Annotated in this window: 13 protein-coding genes; 6 read left to right on the top strand and 7 right to left on the bottom strand. The window is 65.2% G+C overall.

The window, feature by feature from the left end:
• Positions 1-12 precede the first annotated feature (12 nt).
• From RT662_RS12980 to RT662_RS12970, 3 genes are all read right to left on the bottom strand, one after another.
• Positions 13-999 (bottom strand): serine protease, encoded by a 987-nt coding sequence (locus tag RT662_RS12980; RefSeq protein ID WP_313671125.1) that lies wholly within the window; start codon positions 997-999, stop codon positions 13-15.
• A 523-nt stretch (positions 1,000-1,522) separates the two neighbouring features.
• A complete protein-coding gene (locus RT662_RS12975) occupies positions 1,523-1,765 on the bottom strand; it encodes a hypothetical protein (RefSeq protein ID WP_313671124.1) in 243 nt (80 codons plus the stop codon).
• A gap of 110 nt (positions 1,766-1,875) precedes the next feature.
• Complete coding sequence (locus RT662_RS12970) at positions 1,876-3,876, bottom strand: TIR domain-containing protein (protein ID WP_313671123.1); 2,001 nt, start codon at positions 3,874-3,876, stop codon at positions 1,876-1,878.
• A gap of 137 nt (positions 3,877-4,013) precedes the next feature.
• Between RT662_RS12970 and RT662_RS12965 the strand changes: the two genes are divergently transcribed.
• From RT662_RS12965 to RT662_RS12940, 6 genes are all read left to right on the top strand, one after another.
• On the top strand, positions 4,014-5,981 hold the full coding sequence (locus RT662_RS12965; RefSeq protein ID WP_313671122.1) for a hypothetical protein: 1,968 nt from the start codon (positions 4,014-4,016) through the stop codon (positions 5,979-5,981).
• Positions 5,982-6,118: 137 nt separating this feature from the next.
• Positions 6,119-7,204 carry a 4-hydroxyphenylpyruvate dioxygenase gene (gene hppD / locus RT662_RS12960; protein WP_313671121.1) on the top strand — a complete coding sequence of 362 codons (1,086 nt, stop codon included), beginning with the start codon at positions 6,119-6,121 and terminating at the stop codon, positions 7,202-7,204.
• Positions 7,201-7,740: a VOC family protein gene (locus RT662_RS12955; RefSeq protein WP_313671120.1), complete on the top strand. Its 540-nt coding sequence runs from the start codon at positions 7,201-7,203 to the stop codon at positions 7,738-7,740. The genes hppD and RT662_RS12955 overlap by 4 nt, the downstream gene beginning before the upstream one ends.
• Before the next feature lie 192 nt (positions 7,741-7,932).
• On the top strand, positions 7,933-9,546 hold the full coding sequence (locus tag RT662_RS12950; RefSeq protein WP_313671119.1) for a TIR domain-containing protein: 1,614 nt from the start codon (positions 7,933-7,935) through the stop codon (positions 9,544-9,546).
• 29 nt (positions 9,547-9,575) lie between these two features.
• Positions 9,576-11,657 (top strand): NAD(P)-binding protein, encoded by a 2,082-nt coding sequence (locus RT662_RS12945; protein ID WP_313671118.1) that lies wholly within the window; start codon positions 9,576-9,578, stop codon positions 11,655-11,657.
• Positions 11,658-11,735: 78 nt separating this feature from the next.
• A complete protein-coding gene (locus RT662_RS12940) occupies positions 11,736-12,902 on the top strand; it encodes a nucleotide sugar dehydrogenase (RefSeq protein ID WP_313671117.1) in 1,167 nt (388 codons plus the stop codon).
• Here RT662_RS12940 and RT662_RS12935 read toward each other — a convergent pair.
• From RT662_RS12935 to RT662_RS12920, 4 genes are all read right to left on the bottom strand, one after another.
• Complete coding sequence (locus RT662_RS12935) at positions 12,874-13,947, bottom strand: serine protease (protein WP_313671116.1); 1,074 nt, start codon at positions 13,945-13,947, stop codon at positions 12,874-12,876. The genes RT662_RS12940 and RT662_RS12935 overlap by 29 nt on opposite strands.
• A complete protein-coding gene (locus RT662_RS12930) occupies positions 13,944-15,839 on the bottom strand; it encodes a caspase family protein (RefSeq protein ID WP_313671115.1) in 1,896 nt (631 codons plus the stop codon). The genes RT662_RS12935 and RT662_RS12930 overlap by 4 nt, the downstream gene beginning before the upstream one ends.
• Positions 15,836-19,024: a caspase family protein gene (locus tag RT662_RS12925; protein WP_313671114.1), complete on the bottom strand. Its 3,189-nt coding sequence runs from the start codon at positions 19,022-19,024 to the stop codon at positions 15,836-15,838. Before RT662_RS12925 ends, RT662_RS12930 begins: the two co-directional genes overlap by 4 nt.
• Before the next feature lie 2 nt (positions 19,025-19,026).
• Positions 19,027-20,269: caspase family protein (locus RT662_RS12920; RefSeq protein WP_313671113.1), on the bottom strand; the 1,243-nt coding region annotated here is incomplete at its 5' end.

Here is a 20,269-nt window from a genome sequence, read left to right as displayed (position 1 = left end):
CCTGTGCGCCGATCAAGGCCGAGCGGTGCCCCGCGTGTCCGGTGCCGTTGCGCAGGTGATTTCGGCATTGTCGTGGAGGCAGCGGCCCGGCACCCAATCGATGATCCGGCCGGGTTGGAACTGGGCGCGGGCACCGGCCACCCAATCGGCGAAATGGTGAACATCGGTATAGACGCCCGGCGTTCTGGCCAGGCCGCAGCCGGGGCCATAGGAGACGAGCGCCACCACTTCGAAGGGACGAACCGGTTGAAAACCTGACCGTGTGGCGGCCAACCGCACCAGCGGGCCGCCGCTGTCACCCTTGCAGGCATCGACGCCATCGGGTGAACCGGCGCAGATTTGCCCGGCAACCAGCCGGTATCTGCGGCTGCGGAAATTCTCGTTGCTGTTGCAGTCGGCCGGCCGCTGCACCCTTATCGTTCCCACCCGCAGATAGCGCGAACTGCTTTGCAGCTTCCCTTCCACATCCCGGCCGGCACTGCCAAATTCGGTAACCCCGGTGACGCCCCAGCCGGTAAGGCGCACACTGGTTCCAACCCGCGCCGGACGTTTGGGCAGACGAGCCGGAGTGATTGTTTCCCTTTCCTCGCCTGCAGGTGGGCCGTCCAACAGCAGCAGGGCAATGTCGTTGCCCGAAGTGGCAGCTGCATAGTCACCATGGCGCACGACGGCCTTGATCGACCAGATCTGGCCGCCGCTATCGATGTCCCTCGTGCCCAAGCGCACTTGGCGTTGTTCGAAGAACTCGCCGTTGTAGCGGGCCCAGTCGCCAATGCAGTGGGCGGCGGTCAGCACCAGGCCTTCGCCCAGAAATACCCCGCCACACAGGTGCAAGACGGCGTGGTCGGGCAATTCATCCCTTGGTGAGCGCAGGCGTTGCCGGGCGCGACCGCGCGGCGACAGCCGGTTGGCCGCATCGGCACCAGAGCGGAAAATCTGCGCCTGCCAGGGGGCGGTGCCGGCCTCTGCCAGCGTCATCCCCGGGCCTTGCGGATTCATCTCGGGAGGGCGAAAGGCACCGGCTGCGGCAAGGCATCGATCCTGCGCATTGGCCGTCGTGGCAATGGCCAGGCACCCCTCGCCAGGAGTGGACGGGTTGAACGGAGCCTCGCCTGGCAGGGCCGCTGCCAGAGCGAAGAAGTCTGGCCACGACTCGTCGCCAAAGGACTGCAACAGGATTCCCGTGCCCATTGCCTGCTCTTTGCTCAGCCGGGACAGCAGCTGGATGGTGGCGGTTTGCTCGTGGTCCGGAGCGCCGGCGAGGGTGGTGAAAAAGGCGCCTGCCCGGCCATCTGGGAGCCACGGCAGCAAAGCCGAGATCGCCCTGCGGCCGGATACATCCAGAGCGGCGAACAGGGCCAGGGTTTGCGAGGGCAGCGGGTCTGGAAGCTCGGCATCAAGCGCCGCAAAACCAGTTCCAGCCACTGCCGCCGGAACTGCGTTTACCGAACCTGGCGCTGGCTGCCCCCAGGCGGGGCCAGCCAGCGCCAGCAGGAGCAGCGGCCAACAAGGCCGCCGATGGTTACTGGGCGCCGCGGCTGACGTCGTTGCCTCCGCGGTCATCGCCGCCTTCGGCTGGCGGTGCATCGGCGGCAGGAGCCGCGTCGGCGGCAGGAGCCATTGCATCAGCCGGCGGCGCAGCTTCAGTGGTGGCTTCAGCAGCCGGCGCTTCGGCGGCTGGTGCTTCTTCGGCCTTCTTTTCGCCGCAAGCGGCCAACAGGCTGGTGGCCAGCACGGCGCCGGCCAGCGTCATCATCTTCTTCATCGTGTTTCCCCCAAAAAAGTGGCTGGAACGGACTAATCACGCTCGCCCGGCAAGGGCGAGCAACGATCCTGCACCGCCTGTTGTTTCTCGGCAACCCCGGATCGCGCTGTTCAACTTGGGCTGTTGAAGCCGATACGGGCCAGCACGGCCTGGAATCGGGCTTGAGATCGCAACGGATCCAGCAAGGGATCATTCAGCGCCAGCACCAACCCGGAATCGCGCAAGGCCAGCGCCCGTTCCAGCGTGGTCAGGGCCATGTCGATGCGGCCCCATTGCGCCAGCACCTGTGCCTGCTGGTAGAGGCCGCCGTCGCCATATTCCGCCACCAGCTTGGCCATTTGGGCTTCACCGGCTGCGGGGCCCGACAGCCGGGCATCGGTAATGGCCAACCCGCGCAACTGCGAAAGCCGGCTGGGTTCGGCTTCATAACAACGACGTGCCTGCGTGACATCGCCCGCCATCAACGCCATGTCGCCCAGAACATAGTGCACGATCCCCTGACGCGGGTTCAGCGAAAGCGCCGTTTCCAGTGCGACGCGGGCGGCGCTGCTATCCTTGGCGGCAAAGGCGATCATGCCGGCATTGCGGAACACCGACGCACTCAGGGGATCCAGCCGCGCAGCGCGCTTGATCGCGGCGTTCGCATTGGCGAAGTCTCCAATATTGCTGGAAAATTCGGCAAAGGCAGACAGGATCGACGCATTGCCCAAACCAAGTTCGAAGCTGCGCTGATAGGCCGGCTTTGCCGACCCGATATCGAGCTGGCTCATCAGCAGAAAGCCCAACGCGGCATGGCCTTCGGGCATGTCGGGCGCCAACGCTATGGCCTTGCGGGCGCTGGCCAGCGCGTCCCGACGACGGGTGGCTGCACGGGCGACATCGGCTTCCTGATTGGCAATGGCGGCCAGCGTACGGGCTCGGGCGGCATAGGCTGCGGCATAGTCCGGATCGTTCGCGATCGCCTTGTCGAAGGCGGCCAGCGCCTGTGCATCACTGCTGCTGCCACCGCCGATCTGATAAAGTGCTTGTCCCTTCACATAGGAATCGAAGGCGGCGGCGTTGCGCGTGCTGCCCGGCCGTTCGGCGCTCCAGCTTTCGTCCTTGGCCAGCGTCGAGATCAGCGCATCGGCAACGGTGGTGGCAATTTCTGCTTGTACGGCAAGCACATCGGCCATGGCTCGATCAAAGGACTGGCTCCAGCGTTCAAGGCCGGTATTGCCATCCACCAGCCGCGCCGTGATGCGCACCCGGTTCTCGCTTGGCCGCACCGAGCCCATCAGCAGGTTGGACACACCCAGCGTCCGGGCCACCTGGCGGGTGTCGGGTTCGGGGTTGCGAAAGCCGCCCGCCGAGGCGGAGCCGGAAACCAGCAACTGCCGGTTGAGGCTGAGGGTGGTGCGCAGTTCCTCGGCAATGCCTTCGGCGAAATAATCCTGATCGCGGCGGCCGGACAGGTTGCGGAACGGCAGCACGGCAATGCTGTTGGCGACGTCTGGCGCCGTTTCCGGACGCAGCCAGCGCCAGGCCGCAAAACTGCCGCCGCCGACCAAAAAAGCAGCCCCGATCAACAGGTTACGGCGATTGCTGCTGCCGGCCAGTGGCCCCGCGCTGCCGGCTGGTGCCGGCCTGTTGCCGGCGGCTGGCGGACTGCTGCCGGTGGCTGGCGCGCCGGAAACGGCGGCAATCGCGCTGCTGATACGGCGCAGTTCGGGCGCATTGGCCTTGCCGTTCCATCTGGCCATGTCGATCAGCTGGAACTGGCGGAAGCCCAGCGGCGGTTGGCTGCCATCCATCGACAGCGGCACCAGGCGGCGGCGCTCGCGGCCCACGGTTGCCTCGTCGCGCACCCAGTGGCTGTCGATTGATGTCTTGCTCCACAGCACCACCACCGCATCCGCATTCTGCAGTGCGGCCTCAGTGGTGGGCAGGAAATTGTCGCCGCCTTCCAGCAAGCCATCCCACCACACAGCAAAGCCTTGCTGTTCCAACGCGCGGATCAGCGGCATCGCCTGTTTCTGATCGGTGCGGGAATAGCTGAAGAACAGCTGCAGACGAGGCGCGTCGCCAGCCGGCCCGCCTCCCTTGCCCTGCTCGACATCCCCGCTGTTCATGCGTTACGACCCCTCAAGCCTCGCTGCTTGTGCTTGCTTCTTATTGCCGGATTTTTTCGGCATTGCGAAAGCCAAATCGTGTTGCGGCGGCATTTTGCCGGTTGTCTTTGGCGGCGAAGCAAAGGAATCTGCGGTCGATGGCCGAAACCTCTCCCCTTGCTGTGCCGCCGGCGCCGCCACTGATCCTGTCGTTGGGGGTAACGGGGCATCGCGCCAACAATGCCGATTTCGTCGCGCACGAACCCCGCATTGCTGCGGTGATGGAGCAGATCTTTACCGTCATCGCGGCGGCAGCCGGCCCGGCGCGGGTGCGGCTGCACAGCCTGCTGGCCGATGGCACCGATCAACTGGCGGCCCATGGCGCCCTGGCGCGCAACTGGGACTTGGTGGCGCCACTGCCGTTCGGTCGCGCGCTCAACCAGGCCATCAATGCCCATCCGGCCAGCCCGGCCGATGCCCGGCTGCTGCTGGCCGGCAAACCGGCGCTGGCACCGGAGACGGCGGTACGCGCAAGCGCCATCGCCGAGCTGGAAACCCGGGCGCGGCTGTTCGAAATGGCCGATGCCGATGCGGCCATCGCCGCGCTGTATCTCGCCATGGTGGATGCACCCTCCGATGTCGCGGCGGCCCAGCGCTATGCCAGCGCCGCGTCGCGCCGGGTGGCGCTGGCCGGGCGGGTGATGATCGAACAATCCGATCTGATGATTGCCGTGTGGGATGGCGCCAGCCGCGATGCAGTGGGCGGCACCGGCCACACGCTGGCCAGCGCCCTGGTTGCCGGCGCCGGCGTGGTGCTGATCGATGCCCGCCATCCCGAAGCCTGGCGGCTGATTTCCGATCTGGAGGCGCTGGACCAGCCGGTCGATCAGCTGCCGGATCCTGATGACCGCGATGCCCGGCTGCTGGCCGCGATTGCCGCGGCGCTGCACCCGGCCGATGAAGATGCGGCGGCGCTGGCGCTGGCCCCGGCGGCGTGGCGGGCAACCAGCAATCCGCTGTTCCACGGCTATCGCCGGGTGGAAACGCTGTTTGGCGGCAGCGGCCGGCCGTGGCGATCGCTGCGCATGGTGCACGAACCCCCCGCAGCCATCGCCAGTGGCAGCGGCGCCGCGGTGCTGCAGGCCCTGGCCGGCCTGCCCGGCGCCGATCCTGCCTGGCCGCGCGCCATCGGCCGGGCCGTGCTGCAGCGCTTTGCCTGGGCCGATGGCATTTCCACGCGCTTTTCCGATCAATATCGCGGCGGCATGGTCGCCAATTTCATCATGTCGGGCCTCGCGGTCATGGCCGGCATGGCCTATCTGCCCACCGCCGGGCCGGAATGGAAACATCTGTTTGCAGCGGCGGAATTCCTGCTGCTCGGCACCATCGTGCTCACCACGTCGCTGGCCAAGCGCCATCGCTGGCATGATCACTGGTTCGAAACCCGGCGCGCGGCGGAATATCTGCGCCATGCGCCGTTCCTGCTGGCGTTGGGTGTGTCGCGGCCGCCAGGGCGCTGGCCCAAGGGCGGCTTTGGGGATCGCGCCGGCTGGCCGGAATATCACGCCCGCCACGCCTTGCGCGAAGTGGGCCTGCCGCCGGCCACCATCGGTCAGGCCTGGCTGCGGGCCGTGCTGGATGGGCTGCTGATCCCGCACCTGGCCGGCCAGCGCGATTATCACCGCGTCAAGGCCGTGCGGCTGGACACGGTGCATCACCGGCTGGATCGCGTGTCGATCGTTTCCTTCCAGCTCGCCGTGGTAGCCGTGGCGTTGTGGCTGCTGATGTGGGCCGGCGGTGCGCTGGGCGTGGTGCCGACCGTGCTGGCGGAAAAGACCGCCAAGCTGTTCACCTTCCTGGGCGTGATGTTCCCCACGGTTGGCGGCGCGGTGGCGGGCATCCGCTATTTCGGTGATTTCGATCGTTTTGCCGCGATCAGCCGGATTTCGGCCGAAAAGCTGGACGGGGTGCATCGGCGCGCCTGCCTGCTGCGGGCGGCCCCCGATCATGCGCTGGATTATGGCAGCCTGTCTGATCTGGCCCATGCTGCCGATGAAGTTGTGGTGTCGGAAATCGAAAGCTGGCAGGCGGTGTTTGCCGGCAAGCATTTCACTGTTCCGGTGTGATCTGCGCTGCTGTTGCGTGAATTTGCGGTTAGACGCACGGACTGTGCGTGAAATGCGGCTTCAGCCCGGCAACTCGCACGGACAATGAGGGCGAAATCCGCTATCATCGCGCCCAGTTTCACGCGGGAGCATCCACGATGGCCGATCTGTTCGACAATCCGCTGGGCCTTGATGGCTTTGAGTTCATCGAGTTCTGCGCGCCCACCAAGGGCATACTGGAACCGGTGTTCGCCGCGATGGGCTTTACCCAGGTCGCGCATCACCGTTCCAAGGATGTGCAGCTGTGGCGGCAGGGCGGCATCAACCTGATCGCCAATTATGAAAAGCACAGCCCGGCCTGGTATTTCGCCGCCGAACATGGCGCATCGGCCTGCGGCATGGGCTGGCGGGTGAAGGATGCGGCAAAGGCCTATGCCGAGGCATTGGAGCGCGGTGCCGAGCCGGTGGAAAGCCGCACCGGGCCGATGGAACTGCGGCTGCCGGGTTTCCGCGGCATCGGCGGTTCGATCATCTATCTGATCGATCGCTATGGCGATGATCTTTCCATCTACGACATTGATTTCGTGTATGAAGCTGGTGTGGAGCGCAACCCGGTTGGCGCCGGGCTGCAGGTCATCGATCACCTTACCCACAATGTCTATGGCGGGCGCATGGCGCACTGGGCGGCGTTTTACGAGCGCATCGCCGGTTTCCGCGAGATCCGCTGGTTCGACATCAAGGGCGAATATACCGGGCTGACCAGCAAGGCGATGACCGCGCCCGATGGCAAGATCCGCATCCCCTTGAATGAAGAGGGCAGGGGCGGTGGCGGCCAGATCGAGGAATTCCTGCGCGCCTACAACGGCGAGGGCATCCAGCATATCGCCTTTGCCTGTGATGATCTGCTCGGCGTGTGGGACCGGCTGAAGGCCATCGGCACCCCGTTCATGACGCCGCCGCCCGCCACTTATTACGAGATGCTGGCCGAACGCCTGCCTGGGCACGGCGAGCCGGTGGAAGCCTTGCAGCAGCGCGGCATCCTGCTCGATGGCACCACGGATGGCTCAAAGCGCCTGCTGCTTCAGATTTTCTCCGAGACGATGGTGGGCCCGGTGTTCTTCGAGTTCATCCAGCGCAAGGGTGATGAAGGCTTTGGCGAAGGCAATTTCAAGGCGCTGTTTGAAAGCATGGAGCGTGACCAGGTGCGGCGGGGTGTTTTGCAAGTCGAGGAACCGGCGGAATGATACCGAACCTCAAGCGCATCCACCATGTCGCCTATCGCTGCCGCGATGCCGCCGAAACGGTGGAATGGTATGCGAAAACGCTGGGCATGACCTACACGACCGCCTTTGCCGAGGATCATGTGCCGTCCACCGGTGCCTATGATCCCTATATGCACGTCTTCCTCGATTGCGGCGGCGGCAATGTGCTGGCGTTCTTTGAACTGCCGAACCAGCCGGAGATGGGCAAGGACCCGAACACCCCGGCCTGGGTGCAGCATATCGCCTTTGAAGTGGAGAACGAGGCCGAACTGCTCAGCGCCAAGGCGCATCTGCAAGCGCAGGGCATCGATGTGCTGGGTCCAACCTGGCATGGCATCTTCAAGTCGATCTATTTCTTCGATCCCAACGGCCATCGCCTGGAACTGGCCTGCAATATCGGCACCGCCGATCAATATGCCGAACTGAAGGCGGTGGCGCCGGCGATGCTGGCCGAATGGCGCGAAACCCGGCGGGCGCCCAAGCACGCCGCCTGGCTGCATCAACCGCCGGAAGATTGAGGCCTGCCAGACGCGAAAGCGCGGCCGGCTGACCATTTGTCAATAAATTGAAATGTATTTTGACATATTTGTGGCTATAACTTCCCCCACGTCGTCGGGAGTGGGCGGCAGAGGGACAAATGGTGCTGGAGGCGGGGAAGTTGGCAGCGGGGAGGGGCATCCACCGCGAGCCCGGGCGGGGTGAAATGCCGCGTGCCTGATATCTTTCTCTCCTACAGCCGGGTCGATCAGAACCGCGCGCGCCCTTTCGTCAAGGCGTTCGAAGCCGCCGGCCTGTCGGTGTGGTGGGATCCGCATCTGAAATCGGGCGAAGCCTATGATGAAGTGACAGAAGCGGCGCTGCGCGATGCCCGCGCCGTGGTGGTGCTGTGGTCTGACACGTCGGTCAGCTCACGCTGGGTGCGGGCCGAAGCCACGGTGGCCGATCGCAAGAAGACGCTGATGCCGGTGATGATCGATGCGGCCGACCGCCCGATCATGTTCGAACTGGTGCAGACCGCCGATCTGATCGACTGGCGCGGCAACAGCGATGATACGGATTTCCAGGCCTTTCTGAAGGATGTGCGCCGCCGGGTCGACAAGACGGCTGCCGCGCAGGAGGAGCGCCCCGGCATTGCCGTGCTGATGTTCCGCCACCCGCCGGGCAATCTGGAAGAAGCCTATTTTGCCGAAGGCATGTGCGACGACATCATCAGCGGCCTTGCCAAATCCCGGCTGATGAAGGTTTCGGGCCGGCAATCGAGCCTGACCATCGAGTGGCATGGCCAGAACCTGGCCGACATCAGCCAGCAACTGGGCACACGCTATCTGGTGCGCGGCCAGATCCGGCGCGGTGGCAACGGCATGCGGGTCGTGGCTGAACTGGTGGACGGGCACAGCGACGATGTGATCTGGCAGGGCCGCTATGACCGCGAACTGATCGACGTGTTTGCCGTGCAGGACGAGATTACCCGCGCCATCGTGGCCACGATCGAACCGGAATTGCTGGGCCGCGAACAGAAAATGGCGGTGCGCGGCAATCAGAGCGCCAGCAACGGTCGCAACCTCAATCACTGGAACCTGTTCATCCGCGGCCGCTATCATTTCTGGCGCAGCCAGATTGCCGATCTGCAAAAGGCCGAAGCACTGCTGACCCAGGCGCTGGAGCTGGCGCCCGATGACGCCGCCACGCTGGCGCTGCTGGCGCAGACCGAACTGGCCGAAGTGTGGTCGGGCACGTTGAAAGACCCGATGACCAAGCTTGGCAATGCGCTCGGCTATGCCAAGCGGGCGGTGGAGGCCAATCCGCGCGATGCGGCGGCCCATTATGCGCTGGGGATGGTGATGGCCTTCACCGGCCAGGTTGACAAGGCGATTGCCGAACAGCGGCTCGCCCTGATGCTCAACCCCTATAATGCCGCTGCGCAGGGCGAATTGGGCCGGGTGCTGGCCTTTCATGGCGATACCGATGGCGCAGTGGCGGCCAGTGATGCGGCCATCGCCCTTTCACCCCATGATCCGCACGATTGGCTGTGGCTGCGCAGCAAGGCGGTGGCCTGCCTGATTGCCGGCCGCGCCGAAGAGGCGGCCAGCCACGCCAATGCCGCCTGTGCCCGCCGGCCGGATTATTTCTTCCTGCATTTCCTGGTGGCGGCCTGTGCGGCGGCGGCTGGCCAGATGGAGGCGGCCCGCGCCGCCTGCGCCGAGGGGACGGAAATGCACCCACGCTACAATCTCAAGGGGCTGATGCTGGGCCATCCGTTCAGCAATCCGGATCATCTTGAACTTTTTGCCGGCCATCTGCGCCAGGCCGGCTGGACGGGGTAGGAACGCGCGCAGTTCAAGGGGAACCGGCAATGACCAAGCGTGTGGCGATTTTGGGCGGCGGCATTGCGGCGCTGACCACCGCGTTCGAACTGACCAACACGCCGGGGGTGGAGGTGACCATCCACACGCTGGGCTGGCGGCTGGGCGGCAAGTGCGCTTCGTCGCGCGGTCCCAACATGCGCATCGAGGAACATGGCATCCACGGGTTTTGCGGTGCCTATTTCAACGCGCTGCCGATGATGGCGGCCGTCTATGCCGAACTGGGTCGACCGGGCACCAGCCCCATCCCCGATTTCAAGACCGCGTTCCGCCCGCTCGACACCGTGCAGCTGTACAACTGGAAAGACGGCCAGCCCCACGTGTTTCCGCTGCGCTTCCCGGAAAACACGCTGTTTCCCGATCCGGGCAAGCCCCAGGCGATGCTGGATGTGATCGATCTGATCGACAAGGTGCTGGCGATGCTGAGCGCGGCGCTGGCCGAACATGGTGGAACGGCCATCCCCAACGATGTGCGCATCACCATCCACGACATGCTGGTGCAGGTGAAGGGCCATCTTTCGGGGGCGGTGGCGTTGCAGGCGCTGAACGTGGTCAAGCAATTGTGGCATTTCGCGCGCGGGCCGCTGCAGCAGCAAGCCCATGATCAGCATGAAGCGCAGTTGGGCAACATCGTCATCATCATCGATTATGTCTTCACGCTCGTTTACGGCGTGCTGGTTGACGATGTGGTGACCAAGGGCTGGGATGGGCTTGACGATCAGAATTGGGATGATTGGTTGAAATCACACGGCGCCATGCCCGAAACCATCGCTTCGCCGCTGGCGCTGAACACCGTCAACCTCAGCTACCAATATCCGAATGGCGACACGGCAGGGCGATCGATGATGGCGGCCGGCGCCTATGCGCACTGGACCCTGCGCAGCTTCGCCTATTGCGGCCATGTCCTTTATGCCTTTGCCGCTGGCACCGGCGAGACCATCATCGCGCCCCTTTATGAAGTGCTGAAGAAGCGCGGCGTGAAGTTCGAATTCTTCAGCAAGGTGGAAGAACTGCTGGTGGACGCGGCCGGCACGGGCATCGACAGCGTGCGCATCGGCGTGCAGGCGACGGTGAAGGGCGGCGGCGAATATCAGCCGCTGTTCGACGTGAAGGGCCTGCCATCGTGGCCGGGAGAGCCCTTCTATGATCAGCTGGTCGAGGGCGACCAGATGCAGGGCAAGGACTATGACCTGGAAAGCTGGTGGACCCCTTGGGCTCCGGTGGCGACCCGCACGCTGAAGGCCGGGGTGGATTTCGATGTGGTGGTCTTTGCGCTGTCGATCGGCGCGGTGCCTTATGTGGCCGATCAGCTGCGCCAGAAATCGCAGCGTTGGGACAAGATGGTCAAGGGCGTGCCGACAGTGCAGACCCAGGCCATGCAGATCTGGCTGACCAGGACTTACGAGGAACTGGGTTGGTCCATCCCGCTGCCGCCCACTGGCACGCCGCTGGCCGATACCTGGTATGCGCCGCTGGATGGCCATGCCGAGTTGAAGCATCTGATTCCGCTGGAGGATTGGCCGAAGAACATCACGCCGAAATCGCTGTGGTATTTCTGCGATTGCCTGCCCGAAACCGGCCCGCCGCCGCCGTTTTCCGACACGGCCTATCCGGGCCGGGTGCGCGCGCAGGTGAAGCAGACCTGCATCGACTATCTGAACAAGGCCATCGGCGGCCTGATGCCCGGCGCCATGCTGGTGGGCGGCGGCCCGGGCGGCCAGCCGGAAATGAATTTCGGACTGCTTGCCAACACCAGCCCCACCGCGCTGGCCGGGCCGATGAATTTCGAAACGCAGTTCTGGCGCGCCAACATCGATCCCACCGAACGCTATGTCACCTCGCCGCCGGGCAGCACGGCGGCGCGGCTGGTGGCGTGGGACACGGATTTCCACAATCTGGTGATCGCCGGGGACTGGGCCTACACCGGGCTCAATGTCGGCAGCGTCGAATGCACGGTGATGAGCGGCAAGCTGGCCAGCCATGCCATCACCGGTTCGCCGCCGCTGGCGCAGATTCCAGGCTATCCTGCCGATCGCAAGCCGCTGCCACCGTTGGCTGGGCCGGCGGGCTGAAGCCATTGCAACAGCAGGCGCAAAGCGCCAGATAGATCGCAATTTGCTGCCGGTATCGCCGGCGCCGTGGAGTGAAGCATGAAGATCGCCGTGGTTGGTTTGGGCTATGTCGGCCTGTCGAATGCCGTGCTGCTGGCACAGCACCACCAGGTGACGGCGGTGGACGTGAGTGTGGCGCGGGTTGATCTGGTCAACAACCGCAAGAGCCCGATCGTGGACGCCGAGCTGGAGGAGTTTCTCGCCCACAAGCCCCTGCAATTGACGGCGACAACCGATCTGGCCGCCGCCGCCCGCGATGCCGAACTGGTGGTGATCGCCACGCCCACCGATTATGATCCGCACACCAACCATTTCGACACGTCGTCGGTGGAAAATGTCGCCCGCGCCGTGCTGGCGGCCAATCCGCAAGCCTCTGTCGTGGCGAAATCGACGATTCCGGTGGGTTTCATCACCCGCCTGCGCCGCGATCTGGGCAGCGACAATGTGTTTTTCTCGCCGGAATTCCTGCGCGAAGGCCGGGCGCTGAACGACAATCTCTACCCGTCGCGCATCATCGTGGGCGATACCGGCCCGCGCGGGCGGATGTTTGCCGATCTGATGCTGGAAGGCGCGGCCAAGAAGGACGTGGCGGTGCTGCTCACCGATCCGGCCGAAGCCGAAGCCATCAAGCTGTTTGCCAACACCTATCTCGCCATGCGCGTCGCCTTCTTCAACGAGCTGGACAGTTACGCCATGGCCGCCGGCATGGACACGCGCCAGATCATCGAAGGCATCGGCCTCGATCCGCGCATCGGTCTGCATTACAACAACCCGTCGTTCGGCTATGGCGGATATTGCCTGCCCAAGGATACCAAGCAGTTGCTGGCCAATTATGGCGCGGTGCCGCAGAATCTGATTGCCGCCATCGTCGATGCCAACCGCACCCGCAAGGATTTCCTGGCGCAGCGCATCTTTGATCGCAAGCCGCGTACGGTGGGCGTCTACCGGCTGGTGATGAAGGCCAACAGCGACAATTTCCGCCAGTCGTCCATCCAGGGCATCATGAAGCGCATCAAGGCGCGCGGCATCCCGGTGATCATCTACGAACCGGCGCTGGCCGAAGATCAGTTCTTCGGATCACGGGTGGTGCGCGACCTTGAGGACTTCAAGGCTGAGGCCGACGTGATCCTGGCCAACCGCATGAGCGACGATCTGGCCGACGTGGCCGAAAAATTGTTCACCCGCGATTTGTTCGGGGCGGATTGAGTTTCGCCGAACAGGCCAGTTGCTTGGCGCCGGCCGCCTCGTTCACCACGCAGCGCGTTACGCCCTTCACTTTGGCTTGTTCCTGCACGGCTGCGATCCAATCGGCATAATGGGCGACATTGGTATAGAGCGCCGGCACGCCCTTGCGGCCACAGCCGGCCCCGGTTGAAACCAGCCCGACCAGCACGCGCTGGCGGGTGAGCGGCCCGCCGCTGTCGCCCTGGCAACTGTCCTGCTGCTCGCGGGTGCCGGAGCCGACGCAGAGCACGCCGGGATTGAGCGTTTTGGCATAATCCGGCACCTTGCGGCATTCGGCTTCGTCGAGCAGTTCCAGACGGCCTTCCAGCAGCACCTGCGATGATCGCATCGCGTCGCCGCTCACCGAACGGGTCGCGCCGGCCTTGCGTTCCGAAACATGGCCCCAGCCGGTCACCTTCAGATCATCACCGGGGGCAAGCGGGCGCATGCGCGCGCCGATCAGGCGCACCGGGGCGGCGGCGGCGGCAATTTCAGCTTTGGTGGCGGTGTCGGGCACCAGATGCAGCAGCGCGATATCGTGCTGCTTGTGGCCATAGCGGCGATAATCGCCGTGCACGATGATGCGATCGATCTTCATCGGCGTTGCCGCCTTCAGATCGATATTGCCCAACCGCACACCCATGTTGGGCAGTTTTACCAGCACCTCCTTCTCGGCAACGAAGCAATGAGCGGCGCTCAGGGCCCATTCCTTGTCGATCAGGGCGCCGCCGCACAGATGATCACGTTCCCAGTCTTCCATGCTGCGCAGGGCCTGCCGTTCCGGTTCGGTGGCGGCGCGCTTGATGGCGGCTTCGATCTCCTTCCTGGTCATCGGCACCTTGAAATAGACCTGGATCTGCCAGGGCGAACTGCCGGGCGGGGCCGGCGTGCCGCGGACCACGCGGGAGCCTTCATCGTCGGCGGCAGGCGGCGTTTCGGCGGCGGGCGCGGGTTCCGGTGGCGGCGCAGGCTGGGGCTGAGCGGCAATGAGCAGGCCGGCCCCGACCAACAGCAGCGGCATCTTCATGGCTTCACCACCGCATTGACGATTCCCACCGACCATTGCCCGACCTCGCTCCAGCCGCCGGCGCGGGCGCGATCGGCGCCCAGGCAGAATTGCCGCGCCACCGGGCTGAGACAGGCCTGCCCGTCGATCACGTCGGTATCGCTCTGTTCCAGCACGCCGGCATTCAAGGGCCTGTCGCTGGACAGCACCACAAAGCGCAGCCTTCCCGGGCCATCGGGCAACAGTTCCTGGCCGGGCGGGATGCGCACGGCCTGGCCCGCATCAATGGCGGGATCGCGCGCGCCAAAGCCGGGCAGCACCTGGGTCACGCTATATTTGTCGCCGATCGCCAGCACGGTGACAAAGCGCGGCGCCGGGGCCTTGTTGACGACCGAGACCATGATCGGCTTGTCCACCTTCAGGATCGGGCCGCCCGGCGGCTGATCCGGGCACCACTTGGGATCAAGCTCATCAGGGTTGTCGACATTCTGCACGCACAGGCTCACGCCATCGCGCGGTTGCAGGCGGGCCAGCCACTGTTCCACCCGCGCCACCTTTTCGAGCGCGGCGGCCAGTTGCACGCCGAACTGCGGGGCGCTGGCTGCCGGCAGCCGGGCCAGCGGCCCTGCCGGGCCGCTGAGCAGCACGCCGCCGCCGTCTGCCGCCAGGCGGAAGCGGCTGGCCGGATCGAGCGCGACAAAGCCGAGTTTCTGCACCACCGGCAGTGCTGCCGGTTCGGCCACGGCCAGCCGCAGCACCTGGCCGCCGAAATCATGGGCGAACTCGCGCGCCACCAATCGGCCGGGCAGGCCGGGCGGCAGCGCGGATTCCGGCTGCAGCACGGCGCTGCCAGCCGAAAGTTCGACCACGTGCGCCTTCAGGCCGCTTCCGCCGCCCAGGGCGCTGCCGGTGCTGGCAAACAGGTCGAACCGCGATCCCACCGTGATGCCGACCAGCCCGCCGCCGGCCATCACCAGCTTGCCGCCATCCAGCACCACTTCGAAGGTGGGCACCTTGATTTCAGGGCCACCCAGCGTGGCGCGCAGCGCGCCTTCGGCGTGCGGCCGCTGGCGACCCCCGGTGGCGCGCGTCACGTCTTCCACCACGCGGGCGGCAAGATCGGCGAAACTGGCCCTGGGCGTGGCGATGATGGCGTTTGACAGCGCGGTGGTGAACACCCCGGCGCGTGCGCCCACGGCGCCCACTTCCTTGGCATCCTGGCCATCGCCGGCCGCGCCGAGATGGACGCGATAGGCGCCATAGCTGCCATATTGCAGCGGGCTTTTGATGGGCACCAGGCCGCTCACCCGCAGATCGGGCGCGGTGCGGGTAGCGCTGTTGCCATCGCGGCTGGCGGTGCCGCTGTTGCAGCTGTCGAACCAGGTGACGATGTTGACCCCGCGCGAGGTGGCCAGATCGATGAAACGCCGCACTTCGTGATCAAGGATATCGGCCCCGGCCACGGCACCGGGCCGGCGCGCATCATGCGCCATCAACGTGCTGTTGTAGCGGCTGGCCTGATCCAGCGTGGCATCATCCAGAAAACGCGATCCGTGCCCGGCGAAATAGAGCAGCAGCGTATCGCCCACCTGCGCGCCCTGCAGCGCCCGGTTCCAGGCACCAAGAATGGCGGCCTTGGTGGCGCAGCTGTTGATCAGCGTATGCACCAGTGCGCTTTGTGTTCGGCAGTTGGCATCATCGGGCATGGCGCCGACATCCAGGCGCTGGGACCCTGCCAGCGCCTCGCGGATCCGCCGCGTATCGCCCACCGCGCCCGACAGATCGTCAAAGCCGGCACCCTGCACATGGGCGCGGCTGTTCTCATATTTGTCGATGCCCACGAACACCGCGCGCACCTCTGCCTGTGCGGCGCTGCCGAGCAGCAGGGCACTGGCCAGCATCAGCGTCTTCATTGTGTCGCTCTCCCGCGCAGCACCACCGGCGATGGTGCAGAGTTGAAATCGAACAGGCTGGGTTCCTGGGATTTTGGTGGAGCGGCGCTGGGCGTGCGCATCACCAGTCGCACGCCGCGCGCCGCCATTGCACCGCCGCCGCGCCGTACTTCATCGTTGAGCGACGGCAGCCGTGCCACGGCATAGCGCAGCCATTCATCCAGCACGATGCGTCCGTCGCTGTTCAGATCGGCCGGGCCGCCGGTATCGCTGAGGCCCTCGCCAAGCGCCGCAGTGAGGAAGCCTTGTTTGAGGGCGGCATTTTCCAGCGCCACATCATCGGCCTGCGTTGCGGCCAGGATGCGCAGCCCCTTGTCGAAGGCGAGTTGGCCCAGGCTGGCATCGCCCATCGGGCCGGGCTTGAAATCCGGCGTGTTCACCGCCGCGCCGCTATGGCAGGCATCGATGATGAAGGCGATTTCGGCGGCCTTCATGAAGCCCAGCTGGATGGTGAGATCCTCTGCCGTGATCACGGATCGGGTTTCCGGCGCAGCCGCGGTGGCCGGCCAGCGCGCCGTGGACGGGAGCAGCGCAAACTGGCCCGAAGCGGTGGCAAAGCCGTGCCCGGAAAAGCTGATGATGACGATATCATCCGGTGAGGTTTCCGCCAGATTGCGCACCTTGTGCACGTCCTCCAGCCGGATCATCTGGTTCATTTCTGGCGGAAAGCCCGCCAGGAAGCTGAGCACGCCCATCACATCGGCGCGCGTCACCTGCCGCGCGGGCCGGCCATCGCCAGCAGGGGCACTGGTCAGGTTGATGTGCCGCATTTCATAGCCGGGGATGGCGGCAAGCCGCTCCGCAATTACCCGCGCATCGGCTACGGCAAAATTCAGCTTGAGCCGGGGTTCGACATAGTCATCCACCCCGATGGTCAGCACCCAGGCGCGGCGTGGCCGCTTTGGCGCAGATGTGGCCGGCGGGGTCCAACTGCGCCGCGCGGTGTCGCTCTTCACGCGGTCGCTGTTGAAGGCATAGGCAGCAAATTCCATTGGCTTGCCATCGTGGTGGGTTGGCACCGACACCTGGAATTCGCTGGACCAGACCCCGGCGGCATTCACGCCTTCCATCTGGTTCAGTTCCCGCCATTGCGCCAGCGTCGGGCTGGGCTGTTGCTGGAAATGCGGTGGTTGCTGAGCGATCTGGCGATTGCCCAGCAGCAGCTTGACGTTGAACAGGCCCGATCGCCGGCCGCTTTGCGCGTCGCGGGTTTCGCGGGCCTCCACCCGCACCACCACTTGCCCCGGCGTGTCGGCGGGCCTGATATCGGTGATGCGTACGTCGGGCAGCAGCCGGTTGAGCCCGGCCACCGGCGGCACCGGTTTCAGCACCCGCGCGCAACTGTTGGCGGCGGTGCAGTCCATCAGCTTGGTGACGAGTTTCGGCTCGTAATAATCGCGCATGAAGGTCTGCGGTGCCAGCGACTGGAAGGGAGCATCGGGCATGAACCAGCGGAATGCCGCGCTGTCCGGGCCGAGATTGGTGTCATACCGGCCATCGCTGGCCACCGTGACGAAGCCCTCGCCGTCCAGGAAATTGGTCGTCAACACCACCGCGCCGCTGCGGCTATCCCACATCCGAAGGCCGGCACTGCTCGATACCGCCCAGATCAGCGGCTTGCCCGGCATGAAACCCAGTGCCGTCGCACCGACAAAGTCCAGCGGTGGCAGCGGCTTGCCGGTGGCGATATCAACCCGCACGATCCGCTCTTCCATCCACCCGCTGGCCAGGAACTGGCGGCCGTCATCGGCAAAGGTCGAAGGTATCGCCATGGGCACTTCGAAATCGCGGATGACAGGCTTGCCGTCCTTCTCGGTTTGTGCCGGTGCATCGGGCAGCCAGTCCGCCACGCCCGACTGTCCGGCAATCCAGACCCGTTGGCCATTGCCGGAAAAGCCGAGCCTGAGGATATCTGCCGACTTGTCGACGGGGAAGCCCGTGAATCGGCCGCTGGCGATGTCGATCACGCCGATCTGGTGACCGTTATCGGGATAGCGCAGCAACAGCGCAAACCGGTCGCCAAGCGGACTGGGCGCGATATCGCGGACAAGCATGCCGTTCGGAATTGTTACCGATGGGAGCGGCGTCCACTTGCCTTTCACCAGCCGGACCAGCGCGCGATCATTGCCAACCCGCTTTCGACAATTGGCCAATCCGGCCCCGATCAGGCTGCCATCGCGCAGCAGCCGCACGAAGCAGCGGGGCGGCAGCCGTTCCAGCACCTGTCCGCTGCCGGCATCGACCATCAGCATCGCAGAGGGCTCGCCGCCGCTGGCATTGGTGCGCGGATCAGCCAGGTCAATTTCGGAATGCAGCAGAAAGCGGCTTTCGGTGGTCCATTGCAGCCTGTGGAGGATGCCGGGTAGTTGGAGCTTCCGTTGCAGCCGCCCCGACAGCACATCATAGATGTCCACTATTGTCGTGTTAAAGAGGGCGGCGTTGTGCACGATCCCAAGCGTGCGCCCGTCGGGCGACAGGGCGGCATCGTTCAACTCGGGCACTTTCTGCTTCATCGTGAATGGGCGCAGACTCCCGTCGCGGTCACGCAGGGCAAAGCCGGGTGCCGAACGCACCATCTGCCAGCGGCCATCGGGTGATGCCGGCAGCGCCGGCAACAGGGCATTCGCTGCGGCTTTGGTCATCGTAGTACCGTCAAAATAAAGGGCATCAAGTGCTTCCGTCCATTGCTTCAGGCGGCGCTGGAAGGTCTCGCCGGCGGCCAGCGGTGCCAGCGCGGGCGGTGGCAACAGCTGTATGCGGCGGGTGATGATGTCCACGGCATAGGCCCGGCCTCGGCGTCCATCGGCGCTCTTGGAATCAATAATCTCGCCCTCGATATGCAGCGTGCGGCCATCGGCATCCAGCCGCATGGCCCTGAGCCGCAAGAACTCCGCCGGCGAACCGGGATCCGCGGGCAGGCGCAGACGATCAACGATCACCTGGCGGGCCACGTCCCACACCCACAAGTCGCGGCTCAGGCCGGACGCGGTCACGACAAACTGGCTGTCGGCCGACCAGGTGGCCACGTCGATCCCCAGAGTAGGCCCGGCCTGCACGACAATCTTTGGGGTCACGGGCGCCGCCGCCGTTTGGGCGGTCGCCGGGCTGGCCAGTGCCAGCAGCATTGCAAGGATCAGCCGCAGCATCATCATCGCCTCCGCACAATCACGGGTGAATCCTCCGTGCTGAAATCGAACAGGCTGGGTTCCTGCACGCGCGGCGGGGCGGCCGGTGTGCGCATCACCAGGCGCACGCCGCGCGCCGCCATCGCTGTGCCGCCGCGCCGTGCCTCCTCGTTCAAGGAGGGCAAGCGTTCCACCGCATAGCGCAGCCATTCATCCAGGCCGACCGCGCCATCTTCATTCTCGTCGGCGCGCAAATTGCCGGTGCCGGGTTCAAGGCCCTCGCTCAGGCTGGCGGTGAGCAGGCCCTGGCGCAGATTGGCGCTTTCCAGCGCCACGTCATCGGCCTGTGTGGCGGCGAGGATGCGGATCAGCTTGTCGAACGCCAGTTGCCCAAGGCCGGGATCACCCATCGGGCCGGGCTTGAAATCCGGCGTGTCGACTGCGGCTCCCGAATGGCAGGCATCGATGATGAAGGCGATATCGCCGGCGTTGATATAGCGCAGCCACAAGGTGAGATCATCGGCGGTCACCGTGGTGTCCAGCGCCGGGCCGGTGCTGTTCAGCGGCCAGCGGGCATCGGAGGGCAGCAGGGCGAAATTGCCGCTCTTGTCGGCAAAGCCGTGGCCGGAAAAGCTGATGATGACGACATCATCGGGCGAGGCTTCCTCAAGTTGGGCAACATCATGGCCGGCCGCAGTGAGCATCTCGCGGGCCGCTTCCACCTGCAGGCCGCCCAGCAACGACAGGGCGTTCTGGATATGCTCGCTGGTGACGGCGCGAGTGGCGCTGGTCGTAAGGCTGGCGCGGCGCATCTCGTAACCGGGAATGGCGGTCAGTCGTTCACCGATCAGCCGGGCATCGGCCACCGCGAAATTCAGGTCCAGCCGCTTTTCGGCATAGGCATCCACGCCGATGGTCAGCACGAAGGCCCGGCGCTGGCGCGGCTTCTGGCGCGGCGGCTTCCACGAGAAAAAGGCGCTTTCGCTCTTCACCCGATCCTCGTTGAAGGCATAGGCGGAAAACTCCAGCTCCTTGCCGTCGCTGGGGATCGTCACCCGCAGCTGGTAGTTGTAATGGCCATTGTCGGTTTCCGTGCGGTTCACCTTGCGCCATTCTGCCAGTGTGCGCGGCAGCTGCGCCTCGGGATCATCGGGATCACGCGCCACCTCGCGGCCGTTCATCAGCAGCTTGAGGCCATAAAGGCCGGAGCGGCGACGGGTTTTCGGGTTCACGGCCTCGTCGATCTCAAGGTTCACCCAGGCGTCG

The organism is Sandarakinorhabdus sp., from assembly GCF_032115815.1.
Taxonomy (GTDB): domain Bacteria; phylum Pseudomonadota; class Alphaproteobacteria; order Sphingomonadales; family Sphingomonadaceae; genus Sandarakinorhabdus.
The sequence above is the reverse complement of the archived record's forward strand: the minus strand, read 5'-3'. Positions and strand labels throughout refer to the sequence as shown.

Bases quoted from the DNA above. Each gene is read 5' to 3' on its own strand.
- RT662_RS12980 (WP_313671125.1), bottom strand. From the start codon at position 999: ATGAATCCGCAAGGCCCGGGGATGACGCTGGCAGAGGCCGGCACCGCC.
- RT662_RS12940 (WP_313671117.1), top strand. From the start codon at position 11,736: ATGAAGATCGCCGTGGTTGGTTTGGGCTATGTCGGCCTGTCGAATGCC.
- RT662_RS12935 (WP_313671116.1), bottom strand. From the start codon at position 13,947: ATGAAGATGCCGCTGCTGTTGGTCGGGGCCGGCCTGCTCATTGCCGCT.
- RT662_RS12955 (WP_313671120.1), top strand. From the start codon at position 7,201: ATGATACCGAACCTCAAGCGCATCCACCATGTCGCCTATCGCTGCCGC.
- RT662_RS12930 (WP_313671115.1), bottom strand. From the start codon at position 15,839: ATGAAGACGCTGATGCTGGCCAGTGCCCTGCTGCTCGGCAGCGCCGCA.
- RT662_RS12965 (WP_313671122.1), top strand. From the start codon at position 4,014: ATGGCCGAAACCTCTCCCCTTGCTGTGCCGCCGGCGCCGCCACTGATC.
- hppD (WP_313671121.1), top strand. From the start codon at position 6,119: ATGGCCGATCTGTTCGACAATCCGCTGGGCCTTGATGGCTTTGAGTTC.
- RT662_RS12970 (WP_313671123.1), bottom strand. From the start codon at position 3,876: ATGAACAGCGGGGATGTCGAGCAGGGCAAGGGAGGCGGGCCGGCTGGC.
- RT662_RS12975 (WP_313671124.1), bottom strand. From the start codon at position 1,765: ATGAAGAAGATGATGACGCTGGCCGGCGCCGTGCTGGCCACCAGCCTG.
- RT662_RS12945 (WP_313671118.1), top strand. From the start codon at position 9,576: ATGACCAAGCGTGTGGCGATTTTGGGCGGCGGCATTGCGGCGCTGACC.
- RT662_RS12925 (WP_313671114.1), bottom strand. From the start codon at position 19,024: ATGCTGCGGCTGATCCTTGCAATGCTGCTGGCACTGGCCAGCCCGGCG.